Source organism: Xenorhabdus sp. TS4, from assembly GCF_014467265.1.
Classification (GTDB): domain Bacteria; phylum Pseudomonadota; class Gammaproteobacteria; order Enterobacterales; family Enterobacteriaceae; genus Xenorhabdus; species Xenorhabdus ehlersii.
The window spans coordinates 40,232-56,660 of record NZ_NKHQ01000081.1; the positions used below are offsets into that span (position 1 = coordinate 40,232).

Sequence of the window (16,429 nt, forward strand, 5' to 3'; positions counted from 1 at the left end):
TGCTTTCACTTTCTTGCCAGTCAACACGTTGACTGGCTTTTTTGTATATATAAAATTTGATAATAAGGATAAGAAAATGATTGACATACAGCTTCCACTGACCGATCTTCACCGTCACCTTGACGGTAATATCCGTCCTGAGACCATTTTGGATCTTGCTCGTCAACATAATATCCCACTCCCAGCTTATGAGCTGGAAGCATTACGTCCCTATGTCCAAATCATTGAAAATGAACCTAACCTTGTCAGCTTCCTGCAAAAATTGGACTGGGGTGTGACTGTACTTGCTGATTTAGAAGCTTGTCGCAGAGTCGCCGTTGAAAACGTTAAAGATGCGGTCAATGCGGGTCTTGACTACGCTGAACTGCGTTTCTCCCCTTATTACATGGCGATGAAGCACCAACTTGCCGTTGAAGGTGTCGTGGAAGCAGTAATCGATGGTATTCACTCAGCAAGCCAACAACATGATATTCAGATCCGTTTAATTGGTATCCTGAGTAGAACATTTGGGGAAAAAGCTTGCACCGAAGAACTCGCTGGACTTCTTGCCCATAAACAACATATCACCGCATTAGATCTGGCCGGTGATGAATTAGGATTCCCAGGCCATCTCTTTGAGCAACATTTTATCCGTGCGCGCGACGCGGGTTGGAATATTAGTGTACATGCCGGTGAAGCCGCAGGTGCGGAAAGCATCTGGCACGCTATTCGTGAATTGGGTGCAACGCGTATTGGTCACGGTGTCAAAGCAATCACTGATCCAGCCCTAATGGATTATTTAGCTGAGCATGGCATCGGTATTGAATCCTGCCTGACATCAAACCTGCAAACCAGCACAGTCAGTTCCTTACAAGCTCACCCACTGAAACAATTCCTTGAGCATGGGATTTTGGCATCAATCAATACAGATGATCCGGCAGTAGAAGGTATTGAAATTCGTCATGAGTATAACGTTGCTGCGCCAGCAGCGGGGCTGTCTCCAGCGCAGATCCGACAGGCGCAGATTAATGGATTGGCAACAGCATTCCTTAGTGAAGCGGAAAAACAAGCGCTGAAAGAAAAAGTCGCCAACCGCTAAGAAACATTATTTATTCTAAATTGTTCCAAGGGCAGAAAACTACTCTGCCTTTTTTGTTTTTAGGCGCTGCGCATAACGCTGAGCGAGGACAGCACAAACCATCAGTTGGATCTGGTGGAAAATCATCAGCGGTAACAGCATCACACCTACCATTGGCGCGGGAAATAATACATTGGCCATTGGCACGCCATTCGCCAGACTCTTCTTCGAACCACAAAACACAATCGTGATTTCGTCATCTTTATCAAAACCCAGCAAACGCGAGCTATATACATTAATTATTAATATAATAGCTAATAAAACACAGCAGACGATCCCAATCATGAAAAGTGAATAAGCATCGATTTTATGCCAGATACCTTCCACCACCGCCTCACTAAATGCAACATAAACCACCAGCAAGATAGAAGAACGATCCGTCATGTTGACCAATTTTTTATGTTTCTCCACCCAACGGGCAATCAGAGGACGTGATAAGTGTCCAACCATAAAAGGCACCATCAGCTGCAAGATAATATCTTTTATCGCCTTCCAGGTATCAGTTTGAGCACCTCCCTCATGAGTTTGGATCAAAAAACCAACCAATAATGGCGACAGGAATACGCCTAATAGGCTTGAAGCAGAAGCACTGCATATCGCCGCAGCAACATTTCCTCCTGCAACAGAAGTAAAAGCAATAGCCGATTGCACCGTGGCAGGTAAAGCACAAAGATAAAGAAAGCCCATATAAACTGTCGGTGACATCCATTCCGGCACGATGAAACTTAATCCCATACCCAGTATGGGAAACAAAATAAAAGTGCTAGTGAAAATCACCAAGTGCAACCGCCAGTGCCCTATTCCTGCCAAAATGGCATTACGGGATAACTTCGCGCCATGCATAAAAAATAACAACGCAATAGCGGCCGTTGTGAAGTACTGAAACCACTTTTTAGCTTCACCTTCACAAGGAAAAAATGATGCAATGATGACCACCGCAATCAATATAACTAAAAAAAGATCAATTCTTAATTTCTGCAACATGTTCATCAATATAAGCCCACCTGCCACCGTTTAATTAGTCAATTAAGATTGTGCGCTGTTCTTTTGCCGATTTTTCACCTGCTTCAATAAGCTTCATAATCAAAATAGCTTCGCTGGCCGTCACTGGGTTCGGTTTTCCAAACAAAATTGCATCACGAATAGCGGCATAATAAGCGCCATAATTGCCAGGTACTGTAGGAACAACTTTCGCAGCCAAATCATTACCTTGTGATAACGTTACATAACCATCCCGTGCATCATATCCCCAGTCAGCCCGTGGTGGCCTTTCCCCTGCCTTTAAACGCTCTTCCTGAGTATCCAACCCATACTTGGTATAACTGCCAGCCATACCATGCAATGTATAAATAGGTGATTCTGCCGCTGCGAGCATGGTTGCATGTAATACAACTTTCAAATCAGAATAGGTGAGCTGGGCATGAAAATAATCCGCCGTCTCTGCATTCGGACGCATCATGCCCAAATCTGTTGTGATGGCTTGTGGTTTGCCAAAAAGTTGAACGGCCTGATCCAGTAAATGGGGAGCTAAATCATACCAAATACCACTACCGGCTCCGGCAGCTTCACGCCAGCGCTGACGAACAGCAGGACGGTAACGATCAAAATGGGATTCATAATATTTCAGTGTTCCCAATTTATTTTCTTTAATAATTGATTTAACCGTCAGAAAACCAGAATCCCAGCGACGATTATGGAATACAGATAGCAATAAATTAGCTTCTTCCGCTTGCTTTTTCAGTGATTGGGCTTGTTCTACCGTAATGGTAAAAGGCTTATCAACGATGACATGTTTACCTGCCGTCAATGCCTGTTGTGCCAATGGATAGTGAGTATCATTCGGAGTTGGGATCACAATAAGGTCAATGTTGGGATCATGGAAGAGCTCCTCCGGTGAAGAAACAACTGATATTGTTGGCCAGTCTTTTTTAACTTTATCTGCATCACTGCTGGAAATAGCAACCAATTCAATATTGGATGTTCCTGCAATCAATGGAGCATGGAACGTTTTACTTGCATAGCCATAACCTACCAAACCAACTTTTAAAAAATCACTCATAACTGCCTCTAAGAAATGATCGTAATATCGTAAACGCGTAATCAGGCATCAGAAAGTATCACCACCTCTCACACGTTAGCAAATAATCCTGGTTCCAGTATTACTATCTTTTTCCTATAATCATTTTCCCAATATCAAAAACACTCATGATGGAGTGAAAACTTCTTATGTATCAGTCCAATGATTATTATCGTATTAATGGCTGGTTATTAGCGCCTGCCGCATATCTAATCATGACATTAATTGCTGCCAGTTTGATGTTACTGTTATATATAATGACGTTTATCCATAAAAATGAAGCTATTCATCAAATAGGTGGTGGTTTTACCGCGTTGTGGTATGCCTCAGTATTAACCACGACAATGATGTGGTGTTTTACTGTATGGGTATTGAAGCTACTTTTTATTCGTTCGAAACGATTCCCTCGTATTTTTATTATTTGGCTGATGGTTTCCGTGCTGATAGCGATAAAAACTTTCGCCTTTTCTCCTATTTCTGATGAAATGGCAATACGCTCCCTATTATGGCCATTACTGGCTGCTGCCGTTTTCATTCCTTATATTAAACGCTCCCATCGGGTGAAAATGACTTTCACACAAGATCGATAACATACCCCACAATTGATTGTTATCATTGCCCCGCTTCCCCACACTCAGGTGGGGAATTTCTACTCAAACTATGTAAGCAGTGTTCCATTTTCCAATATCTTATTTTCAGGTATAGCAATGACTGAATACCTTTTGTTATTTATTGGCACAGTCTTGGTCAATAACTTTGTTTTAGTAAAATTTTTGGGTCTATGCCCATTTATGGGAGTATCCAAAAAACTTGAAACCGCCATCGGTATGGGGCTGGCCACAACTTTTGTTCTTACCCTAGCTTCTATCTGCGCATGGCTGGTAAACACATTTATTCTTGTCCCGCTTGATTTGGCTTATTTGCGAACTCTGAGCTTCATTCTCGTTATTGCGGTTGTCGTTCAGTTTACGGAATTGGTCGTCCGCAAAACCAGCCCGACGCTTTATCGCTTGTTAGGTATTTTCTTGCCACTGATTACAACTAACTGTGCTGTACTTGGTGTTGCATTACTGAATGTCAATCAATCCCACGATTTTTTACAATCTGCTGTATATGGCTTCAGCGCTGCTGCGGGGTTTTCTCTCGTCATGGTGCTGTTTGCCGGCATTCGGGAACGCTTGGCCGTTGCCAACATTCCTGTCCCTTTTCGTGGTTCATCAATAGGGCTTATTACAGCAGGGTTAATGTCCCTCGCATTTATGGGATTTAGTGGTTTGGTGAAATTCTAATGATGTCATTATGGATTGCTATCGGCGTGTTAAGCATACTCGGATTAGCCTTTGGCTTAATCCTTGGTTTTGCAGCCCGTCGTTTTAAAGTAGAAGAAGATCCAATTGTTGAAAATATCGACAACTTATTGCCTCAGAGTCAATGTGGACAGTGTGGTTATCCCGGTTGTCGCCCCTATGCGGAAGCGGTTGCCAATAATGGCGAGATGATCAATAAATGCGCCCCCGGTGGAGAGCAAGTTATGATCAAAATCTCTGAATTGCTGGGTGTTGATCCACAACCGTTGGATGGCGACGATAGCGTTCAAAATCCAGCCAGAAAAGTTGCTTTCATTGATGAACAAAATTGCATAGGCTGCACAAAATGCATTCAGGCTTGCCCTGTAGATGCCATTATTGGTGCAAACCGTGCCATGCACACCGTTGTTGAAGATCTCTGCACAGGCTGTGACCTATGTGTCGCACCTTGCCCAACAGATTGCATTACGATGATTCCCGTTGCTACGACTACCTCAAATTGGAAATGGGATTTAACCACTATTCCAGTAAAAAATATTCCCGTAACACCAGACCCCACTTTGTTCTCTCTTGCTAAGCCTGTTGAGGTTAAAACCCATGTTTAATCTGCTCAACTTGCTTAACAAAAATAAAATCTGGGATTTTGATGGTGGTATCCATCCACCAGAAATGAAGCTGCAATCTAGCCGTACCCCATTACGCCATGCTCCATTGCCGAATGAATTAATCATCCCCCTACAGCAACATTTGGGACCAGAAGGAGAACTGCTGGTTAAAGTGGGCGATAATGTATTGAAAGGCCAGGCTTTAACGTTTGGAATAGGCAGAACAGTACCTGTTCATGCTTCCACATCCGGGACAATTATTGCAATTGAACCTTGCGTCACGGCACACCCATCCGGGCTGAAAGAATTGTGTGTCCGGTTGCGTCCTGATGGTAAAGATCAATGGGGAGAACGTAACCAAGTCGCTGATTATACGACACTGGATGCCAATGAAATATTGCAACGCATTCAACAAGCCGGTATTGCTGGCTTAGGTGGCGCTGGCTTCCCTACTGAAATAAAACTTAAAGGCGGACGACACAATCTCAGAACCCTGATCATCAATGCGGCTGAGTGTGAACCCTATATCACCGCTGATGACCGTTTAATGCAGGAACATGCGAAAGAAATTATTGCAGGTATCCATATTTTGATACATTTGCTTAATCCAAAGCAGGTGTTGATCGGTATTGAAGATAACAAACCCGAAGCAATTAATGCCTTAAACGCAGCACTTAATGGTGATAAATCCATCATCGTGCGCGTTATTCCAACAAAATATCCTTCTGGTGGTGCCAAACAACTGACCAAGATCCTGACCGGAAAAGAAGTACCTTCTGGCGGTCGTTCTTCTGACATCGGCGTTCTTATGCAAAACGTGGGGACAGTCGTGGCGATAAAACGAGCCATTATTGATGGCGAGCCGTTAATCGAACGTGTAGTTACGCTAACAGGTGAAGCTGTCACTTCTCCCGGTAATTTCTGGACTCGCCTCGGTACCCCCGTTCACTTCCTGTTACAACAAGCCGGATTTAATCCAGGATCAGAACAAATGGTCATTATGGGGGGGCCATTAATGGGATTCACTTTGCCTGATTTGAATGTCCCCATCGTCAAAATAAGTAACTGTATTCTTGCACCTTCGGTACAAGAGATGGAACCCAAAGTTATTGAAGAAGCCTGCATTCGCTGCGGCTTATGCGTTGAAGCATGCCCTGCCGGATTGTTGCCGCAACAACTGTACTGGTTCAGTCGAGGGCAAGAACATGAAAAAGCCAAAAATCATCATTTATTCGACTGTATTGAGTGTGGCGCTTGTGCTTATGTATGCCCAAGTAACATCCCTCTGGTTCAATACTACCGACAGGAAAAAGCTGAAATATGGGCGATAGAAGCAGAAGCACGCCGCTCTACCGAAGCTAAGGTGCGTTTTGAAGCCAAACAGGCACGTCTGGAACGGGAAAAATTGGCGCGTGAAGAACGCCATAAGAAAGCGGCTGTTCAAGTAAATAGCAGTGATAAAAGTGCCGTACAAGCCGCTCTTGCCCGTGCGAAGGAAAAACAGGGAAATACTGGCGAATCTATCATGGTGCAAGCAGGCCAATTACCTGACAATACGGCCGCAATTGCAGCACGTAAGGCCAGAAAAGAACAGTTGCGTGCTCGTCAGGCAGAAAAACAAATTACTACAAGCTTAAATATAGAAGAAAATACATCAAAATCGGTTGAAGATAATGATCCGCGTAAAGCTGCCCTCGCCGCTGCAATAGCCAGGGCAAAAGCAAAAAAGGCAGCACAAAGTGGAGAAGTGACAACGTCACCAGAGGAACCTCAACAAAATAGCACGGATGATAAACAAGATCCACGTAAGGCAGCTGTTGCTGCGGCTATTGCTCGTGCCAAAGCTAAGAAAGCCGCGCAAAGCCAACCTGAGTCGATTCCACCACAGGCAGATTCCGCAGAACCAGAAAAGACTGATCCTCGTAAAGCGGCCGTTGCTGCGGCTATTGCGCGTGCCAAAGCTAAGAAAGTTGCACACAAACAACCTGAATCGCCTCTACCTCCGGCTGTTTCCGAAGAACTGGAAGAAACCGATCCACGCAAAGCGGCTGTTGCTGCAGCTATTGCTCGTGTCAAAGCCAAAAAAGCCGCTCAAGCTCAAGAAGAACAAATAATTACAACCGAATAGTGAAATTTATCGATGAAATTTAGGCCAGTAAAAACTGACAACAACCAACTAAAAGTCGCGAGTTCGCCTTTTACACACAATCAAAAAAGCACTAGCCAGATCATGCTTTGGGTGGTTTTAGCTGCCATACCCGGTATTGCTGCCCAAACCTATTTCTTTGGCTATGGAACATTGTTCCAGATTTTGCTAGCTATCATTACCGCATTGTTAGCTGAATCTGCTGCTATCGCATTAAAAAAACAACTAATACTTCCCTATCTCAAAGATAACTCTGCTTTAGTGACAGGATTGCTTTTAGGTATTAGCCTGCCACCATTAGCACCATGGTGGCTAATCGTGCTCGGCACATTTTTTGCTGTCATTATTGCTAAACATCTGTATGGCGGACTTGGACAAAATCCGTTTAACCCTGCCATGATTGGTTATGTCGTTCTGTTGATCTCATTCCCTATACAAATGACCAGTTGGATGCCCCCAGAATCTTTACAGACATTCACTTTAACACCATGGGATAGCCTGGTGGTTATTTTCACAGGACATACGCCAGATGGCTCTACTTTGTTACAACTGCAACAAGGTATTGATGGATTAAGTCAAGCAACACCGCTGGACAGTTTCAAAACGGGCAGGTTAACTCACAATATTGATGAAATATTGCAACAACCTATATTACAAGGAATTTTAGCAGGCATTGGCTGGCAATGGGTTAACGTTGCCTATTTGGTTGGCGGCCTGATTATGCTCAACCGAAAAATCATTAACTGGCAAATTCCAACTGCATTTATTTTGTCACTGGGTATTTGTGCATTGATTAGTTGGCTCTTTGAGCCTACTCGTTATTCACCGCCTTTATTGCAACTCTTTTCCGGTGCAACCATGCTAGGCGCATTTTTTATTGCGACTGATCCAGTTAGCGCATCAACAACACCAAAAGGTCGCTTGATTTACGGAGCCATTATTGGTGGGCTTATTTGGATAATTCGTGTTTATGGTGGTTATCCTGATGCTGTTGCATTTGCGGTATTACTGGCAAACATATGTGTACCACTTATTGACCATTACACCCAGCCTCATGCTTACGGCCATAAATAGGAAAAGGGAGAATACTATGTTAGAAACTATGCGTCGTCACAGTATTACCCTCGCAATTTTTGCGGCTTGTACGACAGGATTAACAGCAATTGTTTATTCATTAACAAAGGATCGGATCGCCGAACAGGCAGCTTTGCAGCATAAGGTATTACTGGATCAAGTTGTTCCCCCTACTTTATACGACAATGATCTGCAAAATGAATGCTATCTAGTGACAAACAATGCATTAGGCAATGAACTGCCTCATCGTCTTTACCTCGCCCGTAAAGACGGCGTTCCGGTCGCCGCTGCGTTAGAAAGTACAGCCCCTGATGGCTATTCAGGTGCAATTCAATTACTGGTTGGCGCTGATTTTTCTGGTAGTGTACTGGGTGTTCGAGTAACTGAACACCATGAAACACCCGGTTTGGGAGACAAAATTGAGACCAGAATTTCCAATTGGATCTATGCCTTCTCCGGCAAAAAAATCATGTCAAAGGATGATCACAACTGGGCGGTCAAAAAAGACGGTGGAGAGTTTGACCAATTTACCGGTGCAACCATTACGCCTCGTGCTGTTGTCAATGCCGTTAAACGGACCACTCTTTATCTGGAAACAGTGCCGACACAACTTTCTTCCCTGCCAACTTGCGAAGAGAAATAATCATGAATGAAACTAAAAATCTATTTATGCAGGGACTATGGAAAAATAACTCCGCATTGGTACAGCTTTTAGGGCTTTGCCCTTTATTGGCTGTTTCCTCCACGGCAACCAATGCTCTGGGATTAGGATTAGCGACAACACTGGTTTTAATGAGTACCAATATGGCAGTGTCAGCATTGCGTCGCTGGGTACCTCATGAAATCCGTATTCCAATTTATGTGATGATAATCGCGTCTGTCGTCAGTGCCGTTCAGATGTTAATCAATGCCTTTGCTTTCGGACTCTATGAATCATTGGGTATTTTTATCCCCCTGATTGTGACTAACTGTATCGTGATTGGTCGTGCCGAAGCCTACGCATCAAAGAATTCGATCTACCATTCGACGATTGATGGCCTGTCAATGGGGCTGGGAGCAACTTTCGCCTTATTTGTATTGGGTTCCATGCGAGAAATTTTGGGGAACGGGACTATTTTTGATGGTGCCGATTTATTGCTGGGTAGTTGGGCTAAATCACTGCGTATTGAAATAATTCATCTGGACTCTCCTTTTCTGCTTGCCATCTTGCCACCAGGTGCTTTTATCGGATTAGGTCTGATGCTGGCAGGAAAATATCTCATTGATGAACGCGTCAAAAATCGGGCAGAAAATAAAGAACGCCAATATAACGTAGAAAAAGGCTGTGGAAGCCATATCACAAGAGGCTGAAAAGTAACCAGATATGAATCAACAAAAACGGATTGAGATCCTCACCCGTTTACGGGATAACAATCCACATCCAACTACTGAGCTGGTGTTCAACACTCCATTTGAGTTACTCATTTCCGTATTACTGTCTGCACAAGCTACAGATGTCAGCGTGAATAAGGCAACAGCAAAACTATATCCCGTTGCCAATACTCCGCAGACGATCCTTGATTTGGGTGTTGATGGTTTAAAGGAGTATATAAAAACCATTGGGTTATATAATACTAAAGCTGAAAACGTAATTAAAACTTGCCGGATATTGCTGGAAAAACACCAAGGAGAAATACCGGAAGATCGCATGGCGCTGGAAGCATTGCCAGGCGTCGGTCGAAAAACTGCTAACGTTGTTTTAAATACTGCTTTTGGTTGGCCAACCATTGCCGTTGATACACATATTTTTCGCGTCAGCAATCGAACCCAATTTGCCCCAGGGAAGAATGTTGATGAGGTCGAGAAGAACTTATTGAAAGTTGTGCCAGCCGAATTCAAGGTTGATTGTCACCATTGGTTAATTCTGCATGGTCGCTATACTTGCATTGCTCGTAAGCCGCGCTGTGGCTCTTGTATTATTGAGGATCTTTGTGAATATACGGATAAAACCGAATAATAAAAAATCTTAAATCTCCATTAGTCTGTCTCCTATTTAATCATTACAGGAATTACAGGAGGCAGACTGAAAAAACCATATCATTGTTGTTTTTTTCTTATTGAAATTTGTAAGTAAATTAAGATGAATTGGATTATTTGGGTGGTTTTAATAGTATGTTGTAACTAAATATCGTTTTTTCAAACGTTACCTAATACGGATTAAGCTGTCATAAAACTAACAACACTGCCATATCAGTGGATAAGTAGAAATAACATTCCCCGTTTCGGAAAAAAGACTAATTTTTGGTCTTACACCACAGTTTTTCCTGTTTTGATAAGATGTTACTTGCTCCATACTCTCGATTCGCGTAAAACTGTTGTCCAAAATTATCAATAATAACTCCATATTCTCTTGATATTATGTTTCAAAATAATCCGCTGCTTGCGCAGCTAAAACAGCAACTTCACGCTCAGACCCTGCGTGTAGAAGGTTTAGTCAAAGGAACTGAGAAAGGTTTTGGATTTCTAGAAGTCGACGGCCAAAAAAGTTATTTCATTCCACCTCCTCACATGAAAAAAGTCATGCACGGTGATCGGATTACCGCTGCTATCCACACAGACAAAGAGAAAGAAATTGCCGAACCAGAGTCTCTGATTGAACCCTTCCTGACCCGTTTTGTAGGAAAGGTCCAGAAGAAAGAAAATGACAACCGACTGTGGATTATTCCTGATCACCCATTATTAAAAGACACTATCCCTTGCCGCCCAGCAAACCAAGTTGACCATATCTTTGAAAATGGCGATTGGGCCGTAGCTGAAATGCGCCGACATCCCCTGAAAGGCGATCGTGGTTTTCATGCCGAAATCACTGGCTATATTACGCAAGGTGATGACCACTACGCACCGTGGTGGGTAACATTAACTCGCCATGAACTGGAACGCGAAGCGCCAGCGATGACGGATTGCCAGTTGGATGATAGTTCTATCGAACGCATCGATCTGACCGCGCTTGATTTTGTCACTATTGACAGTGCAACAACTGAAGATATGGATGATGCCCTGCACATCACCAAAAATGATGATGGCAGCCTGAAACTTTCTATTGCAATTGCCGATCCCACTGCTTATATCAAAGCGGATAGCGAACTGGACAAAATTGCCTACCAGCGTAGTTTCACCAATTACCTGCCAGGTTTCAATATCCCAATGCTCCCTCGTGAGCTATCCGATGACCTATGCTCTCTGCGCCCTAATGTACGCCGCCCTGCCTTGGTTTGTCAGGTTTCAATTTCCGAAGATGGTCAATTGGGTGATGATACTCAATTTTTCTCTGCTTGGGTTGAGTCTAAATTTAAGCTGGTTTATGACGAAGTCTCAGACTGGTTAGAAGGCCAAGAAAGTTGGAAACCAGGATCAGACGCTGTAATTAGCCAAATCACCCTTCTGAAAGAGATGTGTGAACGTCGCAATAACTGGCGTCTACAAAACGCCCTGGTTTTCAAGGAACGCCCGGATTATCGATTTATCCTTGATGATAATGGCCATGTTGTTGATATCGTTATTGAACAGCGCCGTACAGCTAACCGTATTGTCGAAGAAGCCATGATCGCAGCAAACTTATGTGCAGCTAAAATTCTGCGTGATAAGTTAGGCTTTGGTATTTATAACGTCCACACTGGCTTTGAACCTACCCAGATTGAGCAGGTCGTTGAAGTTCTCAAGGAAAACGGCATTGAAGCTAATGCCGAAGCATTACTGAATCTGGAAGGATTCTGCGAATTGCGCCGTGAACTGGATAAACAACCAACCCAATTCCTGGACAGTCGCATCCGCCGTTTCCAAACATTTGCTGAAATCAAAACAGAACCAGGCCCACACTTTGGTTTAGGATTTGATGCTTACGCGACCTGGACATCCCCTATCCGTAAATACAGCGATATTATCAACCACCGTTTGTTGAAAGCAATTATCCAACAAGTGGAGATAGAAAAACCGACTGAAGATTTTTGCCTGCGATTGACAGAGCGGCGCCGGGCTAACCGCATGGCCGAGCGCGATGTTGGTGATTGGCTCTATGCCCGTTTCTTACAACCTTATGCTGGCACAGATAAAACATTCCCAGCAGAAATTATCGATATCACCCGTGGTGGCCTGCGAGTTCGACTGGTAGATAACGGTGCTATCGCTTTCGTTCCTGGACCATTTTTACATACTGTTCGTGATGAACTTCAATGCAGTCAAGAAACAGGTTCCGTGTTGATCAAAGGCGAGACGGTTCACCGCTTGAATGACATCATTAATATCCGTATTGAAGAAGTCAGAATGGAAACCCGCAATATTGTGGCACGTCCTGTATAAACTAATCTTACAGATAATTTCGATAAAGCATCTCTGCCGCCATTTATGGCGGCAGTTTTGTAATAACAATAAGATAATCCCTATGAGGACTTCCACATGCTATTTTCTTCGGTAAACCGAATAGGTTTTACAACTGCCCTCGCTTCGTTACTTGGTATATTATTCACTTTTCCAGCTAGTTCCACTGTTCATAACAATCAAATTTCTCACCAGCATGAAACATTATCTGGCAAGACAAATAAGATCATCCATCAGCTTTCCATATTGGAGAAAAATGCCAATGGCCGGCTTGGTGTGGTATTGATAGATATATCTGATCATTCCACCATCACCTACCGTGCAAACGAGCGTTTTCCTCTATGCAGCACCAGTAAGCTGATGGCGGTATCCGCTATTCTGAAAAAAGGCGAAACAAATATTCACCTATTAAATCAACCAGTTCACTATCAACGATCAGATCTTGTTGAATATAGTCCAATTACGGAAAAACATCTCAAAGAGGGTATGACCTTAGGAGAGTTGAGCGCAGCAACACTGCAATATAGCGATAATACGGCTATGAATTTACTTCTTAACCAATTGAATGGCCCAAATGAAGTGACACACTTTGCCCGTACTATCGGTGACAATTCTTTTCGCCTCGATCGCTATGAACCCGAATTAAATACCGCTATTCCAGGTGATGAGCGTGATACTTCCACACCTCAAGCTATGGCAAAAAGTTTATATAATTTAGTATTGGGCGATACCTTGGCTACAATACAACGTGAACAATTAGCTGAATGGATAAAAGGCAATACAACTGGCGGCGCCAGCATTCGTGCGGGAGTACCCAAGGATTGGATTGTAGGAGATAAAACCGGTCGCTGCGATTATGGTACAACAAATGATATCGCGGTCATTTGGCCAGTATCCAATCGTGCACCGTTGGTTTTAGTTACCTATTTTACTCAGCCAGATAACAAAAAAGCCAGTGCCCGCCCTGACGTACTGGCTGCGGCTGCCCGTATCGTAACACGTATTAATTAGTTCAATTACCAAGCTATGCAGTTTATTGGCTGCATAGCTTGTATATAACAAACTGAGCTTAGCCTCCAGCCAGTTTTACCTTCATGCCTTTTGCTTCCAGCAATTGCTTCAACAAGTCGCGTTTATCGCCTTGAATCTCAATTTCACTCTCTTTGACAGAGCCTCCACAGCCACACTTTTTCTTCAATTCGGCTGCTAACTTAGCCAAAGTTTGGTCGTCAGCATCTATACCCGTAATCACACAAACACCTTTCCCTTTACGGCCACTGGTTTGGCGCTGGATACGTACAATACCATCACCTTTCGGACGAGAAGGCTTTACTTTTTCCTCCTCCTGGATGCGGCCACCATCCGTCGAATAAACCAAACGAGAGTTATTATTCATGAACGAGTCCAAGAGATTGGTTAATCTGCCGTAGTGCTAATGTCGGATTTTCTGATCGAGTAATTGGACGCCCGATCACCATATAATCCACCCCAGCCTGAACCGCCTGAGGAGGTGTCATGATCCGGCGCTGATCTCCCGCTTCTGTACCTTCAGGACGAATACCTGGGGTAACAAGCTGGAATGCTTGTCCACATACAACTTTCAATTGCTGTGCTTCATGGGCTGAACAAACTACGCCATCTAAACCACACTGTTTTGTCAATAATGCCAAACGCTCCGCATGTTGCGCTGGAGTTATATCAATGCCTGTGCCTAATAAATCAGATTGTTCCATACTGGTCAGCACTGTCACCGCAATCAACAGAGGCGCATCCTTACCGTAAGGCAGCAACGCTTCTTTAGCTGCTGTCATCATTCTCGCACCACCACTTGCATGAACATTAACCATCCACACACCTAATTCTGCGGCAGCGGCAACCGCCCTTGCCGTTGTATTGGGGATGTCGTGAAATTTAAGATCCAAAAACACATCAAAACCACGCTGATGCAGCGCCTGAACAAATTGCGGGCCATACAGTGTAAACATCTCTTTGCCCACTTTCAGACGACAGGATTGTGGATCAATCTTGTCGATAAATGCCAGCGCTGCGTCCTGATTGTCATAATCCAGTGCAACAATAACAGGCGAGTCAATCTGTTTATCTAAAGTTTGAACTGTGTGGGAGATCATTTTTAGGCCCTTTGATTTACTAATTAAATTGAATTACTTAATTACTTATAAACTTTAATTACTAATGAGTAGCAGTATAATAGTGACAGTGTCACTGACCATCCAGCCCTCGGATCGGTTTAATAGAATCCCAAGAACGACATGATGGGCAATGCCAATATAACGAACGGGAAGTAAAACCACATTTATGGCATCGATAATCAGGTTTTGTACGGATTTGCTCACCAACCATATTGCGCAAAAGAATCAAGCTTTCTTTAGCCCGCCCTTCTTCTGCTTCCGTCATATGGTAATCCATCAAACGGTAAAATAATCTCATTGTTGGATGGCGTTCCAACTGACGGTTAATGAAGTTTTGAGCAACTTCACGCCCTTCTTTCTTCTCAAGAATATCGGCCATATGAAGTTCAGCGATCGCACCACAATTTTCTTCTACACAACGCTGTACAAAAGCTTGCCACGCGTCCGGTTGAGACAAATGTTGGTAACATTCTTGCAGCATTGGCAAAGATTCACTGACTAATTGTTTATCCTGCTCAAGAATGCGTTTCAACTCATTGGTCGCTTTAAGATATTCTCCCTGAGCCATATAAATACGACCAAACATAATAGAAGCACGGGCACAATTTTTGTCTGCTTGAGCCGCTTTATTCAAATAGCCGATCGCAGCAGTAAAATCATCACTGCCCATACATTGCAGAGCCAACTCACAGTAGAAATGGGCAATTTCTTCCCGAAAATGGTGTTTACCCAGTTTTACGAGTTTTTCTGCGATATCAATGGCTTTATTCCAATCACTGGTTGACTGATAGATGGTTAGCAAGGAATTAAAGGCATTTTCACGGAAATCAGTTTCGTCAACTAACTGAACGAACATGTTCTCTGCGCGATCATAAACTCCAGCAGCCATATAATCTTGCCCAAGTTGCTGGATCGCAAGCAAACGCTGTTCAAATGTCAGGGAAGCACTTTCCATTAGGGACTGGTGAATACGAATAGCTCTTTCAACTTCACCACGGGAACGGAAAAGATTTCCCAATGTTAGGTGAGCCTCAAATGCAGAGCTATCCTCTTTCAGCATATCAAGAAATAAATCTACCGCCTTATCTTGCTGATTGGAGAGCAAAAAGTTAACACCATCAACATATTCACGCGAAAGGCGGTCAGCCGATTGTTGTTTATCTTGTTGAGCACTTCTGCGCCCCATATACCAGCCATAGGCGGCAGCAATGGGAAGCAACAGAAACAACAGCTCTAACATAGAGAATTATTCCTTGTTTAATGCTACGGTAGATACGACTTTTTTGGATGATTCAGATGGTTGTTCCACTTGAGTTTCCAGTCGCTTGATTTTGCGTTTCGCATGTCGCAAAGAAACACAGGCGCGTAGGTAAAAAAAACCACAAACTCCCCAACCGAGAATAAAGCCAACAGCAAACAACGCAGCCAGCAATGTGGATACAGAGTAATCACCCTTAGCAATCAAATAATTAAACGTCACTATCTGATTATTATTTGCTCCCAGCGTCACTGAGATAACAAAAACAACCAGTGCCAGTAATAAGATCAGAAAATATTTCACATTTCTTCCTGTTATCTATCGTTGCTGATTGATTATGCC

Annotated in this window: 17 protein-coding genes; 11 read left to right on the forward strand and 6 right to left on the reverse strand. The window is 43.4% G+C overall.

Going from position 1 to position 16,429, the window contains the following annotated elements:
• The first annotated feature begins 76 nt into the window (after positions 1-76).
• The gene (add, locus tag Xets_RS17490) at positions 77-1,078 is read left to right on the forward strand and encodes an adenosine deaminase (protein WP_099132443.1); all 1,002 of its coding nucleotides are present in this window, start codon (positions 77-79) and stop codon (positions 1,076-1,078) included.
• A gap of 39 nt (positions 1,079-1,117) precedes the next feature.
• On the opposite strand, the gene Xets_RS17495 is transcribed toward add, so the two are convergent.
• Both Xets_RS17495 and Xets_RS17500 read right to left on the reverse strand, forming a co-directional pair.
• Positions 1,118-2,107, reverse strand: a complete 990-nt coding sequence (locus Xets_RS17495; RefSeq protein ID WP_187652255.1) for a bile acid:sodium symporter family protein — start codon at positions 2,105-2,107, stop codon at positions 1,118-1,120.
• 28 nt (positions 2,108-2,135) lie between these two features.
• Positions 2,136-3,176 (reverse strand): oxidoreductase, encoded by a 1,041-nt coding sequence (locus Xets_RS17500; protein ID WP_099132413.1) that lies wholly within the window; start codon positions 3,174-3,176, stop codon positions 2,136-2,138.
• A 167-nt stretch (positions 3,177-3,343) separates the two neighbouring features.
• On the opposite strand from Xets_RS17500, the gene Xets_RS17505 reads away from it, so the two are divergent.
• The 10 genes from Xets_RS17505 to bla all read left to right on the forward strand — a co-directional run bounded on the left by Xets_RS17505 (position 3,344) and on the right by bla (position 13,690).
• Entirely contained in the window at positions 3,344-3,784 is a 441-nt protein-coding gene (locus Xets_RS17505) for a DUF2569 domain-containing protein (protein WP_099132412.1), read from the forward strand.
• Between the two features lie 117 nt (positions 3,785-3,901).
• The gene (gene rsxA / locus Xets_RS17510; RefSeq protein ID WP_099132411.1) at positions 3,902-4,483 is read left to right on the forward strand and encodes an electron transport complex subunit RsxA; all 582 of its coding nucleotides are present in this window, start codon (positions 3,902-3,904) and stop codon (positions 4,481-4,483) included.
• Positions 4,483-5,106: an electron transport complex subunit RsxB gene (rsxB, locus tag Xets_RS17515; protein WP_099132410.1), complete on the forward strand. Its 624-nt coding sequence runs from the start codon at positions 4,483-4,485 to the stop codon at positions 5,104-5,106. Before rsxA ends, rsxB begins: the two co-directional genes overlap by 1 nt.
• Complete coding sequence (gene rsxC / locus Xets_RS17520; RefSeq protein WP_187652225.1) at positions 5,099-7,234, forward strand: electron transport complex subunit RsxC; 2,136 nt, start codon at positions 5,099-5,101, stop codon at positions 7,232-7,234. Before rsxB ends, rsxC begins: the two co-directional genes overlap by 8 nt.
• Positions 7,235-7,246: 12 nt before the next feature.
• Positions 7,247-8,326 carry an electron transport complex subunit RsxD gene (rsxD, locus tag Xets_RS17525; RefSeq protein WP_187652226.1) on the forward strand — a complete coding sequence of 360 codons (1,080 nt, stop codon included), beginning with the start codon at positions 7,247-7,249 and terminating at the stop codon, positions 8,324-8,326.
• A 16-nt stretch (positions 8,327-8,342) separates the two neighbouring features.
• Positions 8,343-8,969 carry an electron transport complex subunit RsxG gene (gene rsxG / locus Xets_RS17530; protein ID WP_099132407.1) on the forward strand — a complete coding sequence of 209 codons (627 nt, stop codon included), beginning with the start codon at positions 8,343-8,345 and terminating at the stop codon, positions 8,967-8,969.
• Positions 8,970-8,971: 2 nt separating this feature from the next.
• Positions 8,972-9,676 carry an electron transport complex subunit E gene (locus Xets_RS17535; RefSeq protein WP_187652227.1) on the forward strand — a complete coding sequence of 235 codons (705 nt, stop codon included), beginning with the start codon at positions 8,972-8,974 and terminating at the stop codon, positions 9,674-9,676.
• Between the two features lie 13 nt (positions 9,677-9,689).
• Positions 9,690-10,322, forward strand: coding sequence for an endonuclease III (gene nth, locus Xets_RS17540; protein WP_099132405.1), 633 nt, complete (start codon positions 9,690-9,692; stop codon positions 10,320-10,322).
• A 401-nt stretch (positions 10,323-10,723) separates the two neighbouring features.
• Positions 10,724-12,661: an exoribonuclease II gene (locus Xets_RS17545; protein ID WP_187652228.1), complete on the forward strand. Its 1,938-nt coding sequence runs from the start codon at positions 10,724-10,726 to the stop codon at positions 12,659-12,661.
• A gap of 96 nt (positions 12,662-12,757) precedes the next feature.
• Positions 12,758-13,690 (forward strand): class A beta-lactamase, encoded by a 933-nt coding sequence (gene bla, locus Xets_RS17550; RefSeq protein ID WP_187652229.1) that lies wholly within the window; start codon positions 12,758-12,760, stop codon positions 13,688-13,690.
• 58 nt (positions 13,691-13,748) lie between these two features.
• On the opposite strand, the gene yciH is transcribed toward bla, so the two are convergent.
• The 4 genes from yciH to Xets_RS17570 form a co-directional block, all read right to left on the reverse strand.
• A complete protein-coding gene (gene yciH / locus Xets_RS17555) occupies positions 13,749-14,075 on the reverse strand; it encodes a stress response translation initiation inhibitor YciH (protein ID WP_099132402.1) in 327 nt (108 codons plus the stop codon).
• Positions 14,068-14,808 carry an orotidine-5'-phosphate decarboxylase gene (gene pyrF / locus Xets_RS17560; protein ID WP_099132401.1) on the reverse strand — a complete coding sequence of 247 codons (741 nt, stop codon included), beginning with the start codon at positions 14,806-14,808 and terminating at the stop codon, positions 14,068-14,070. Before pyrF ends, yciH begins: the two co-directional genes overlap by 8 nt.
• A gap of 91 nt (positions 14,809-14,899) precedes the next feature.
• Entirely contained in the window at positions 14,900-16,069 is a 1,170-nt protein-coding gene (gene lapB, locus Xets_RS17565; RefSeq protein WP_187652230.1) for a lipopolysaccharide assembly protein LapB, read from the reverse strand.
• A 6-nt stretch (positions 16,070-16,075) separates the two neighbouring features.
• A complete protein-coding gene (locus tag Xets_RS17570) occupies positions 16,076-16,390 on the reverse strand; it encodes a LapA family protein (RefSeq protein ID WP_099132399.1) in 315 nt (104 codons plus the stop codon).
• Between the last annotated feature and the right edge of the window lie 39 nt (positions 16,391-16,429).

What these genes read in the sequence shown, in the direction of transcription:
- add (WP_099132443.1), top strand. Translation starts at nt 77, where the DNA reads ATGATTGACATACAGCTTCCACTGACCGATCTTCACCGTCACCTTGAC.
- Xets_RS17495 (WP_187652255.1), bottom strand. Translation starts at nt 2,107, where the DNA reads ATGAACATGTTGCAGAAATTAAGAATTGATCTTTTTTTAGTTATATTG.
- Xets_RS17500 (WP_099132413.1), bottom strand. Translation starts at nt 3,176, where the DNA reads ATGAGTGATTTTTTAAAAGTTGGTTTGGTAGGTTATGGCTATGCAAGT.
- Xets_RS17505 (WP_099132412.1), top strand. Translation starts at nt 3,344, where the DNA reads ATGTATCAGTCCAATGATTATTATCGTATTAATGGCTGGTTATTAGCG.
- rsxA (WP_099132411.1), top strand. Translation starts at nt 3,902, where the DNA reads ATGACTGAATACCTTTTGTTATTTATTGGCACAGTCTTGGTCAATAAC.
- rsxB (WP_099132410.1), top strand. Translation starts at nt 4,483, where the DNA reads ATGATGTCATTATGGATTGCTATCGGCGTGTTAAGCATACTCGGATTA.
- rsxC (WP_187652225.1), top strand. Translation starts at nt 5,099, where the DNA reads ATGTTTAATCTGCTCAACTTGCTTAACAAAAATAAAATCTGGGATTTT.
- rsxD (WP_187652226.1), top strand. Translation starts at nt 7,247, where the DNA reads ATGAAATTTAGGCCAGTAAAAACTGACAACAACCAACTAAAAGTCGCG.
- rsxG (WP_099132407.1), top strand. Translation starts at nt 8,343, where the DNA reads ATGTTAGAAACTATGCGTCGTCACAGTATTACCCTCGCAATTTTTGCG.
- Xets_RS17535 (WP_187652227.1), top strand. Translation starts at nt 8,972, where the DNA reads ATGAATGAAACTAAAAATCTATTTATGCAGGGACTATGGAAAAATAAC.
- nth (WP_099132405.1), top strand. Translation starts at nt 9,690, where the DNA reads ATGAATCAACAAAAACGGATTGAGATCCTCACCCGTTTACGGGATAAC.
- Xets_RS17545 (WP_187652228.1), top strand. Translation starts at nt 10,724, where the DNA reads ATGTTTCAAAATAATCCGCTGCTTGCGCAGCTAAAACAGCAACTTCAC.
- bla (WP_187652229.1), top strand. Translation starts at nt 12,758, where the DNA reads ATGCTATTTTCTTCGGTAAACCGAATAGGTTTTACAACTGCCCTCGCT.
- yciH (WP_099132402.1), bottom strand. Translation starts at nt 14,075, where the DNA reads ATGAATAATAACTCTCGTTTGGTTTATTCGACGGATGGTGGCCGCATC.
- pyrF (WP_099132401.1), bottom strand. Translation starts at nt 14,808, where the DNA reads ATGATCTCCCACACAGTTCAAACTTTAGATAAACAGATTGACTCGCCT.
- lapB (WP_187652230.1), bottom strand. Translation starts at nt 16,069, where the DNA reads ATGTTAGAGCTGTTGTTTCTGTTGCTTCCCATTGCTGCCGCCTATGGC.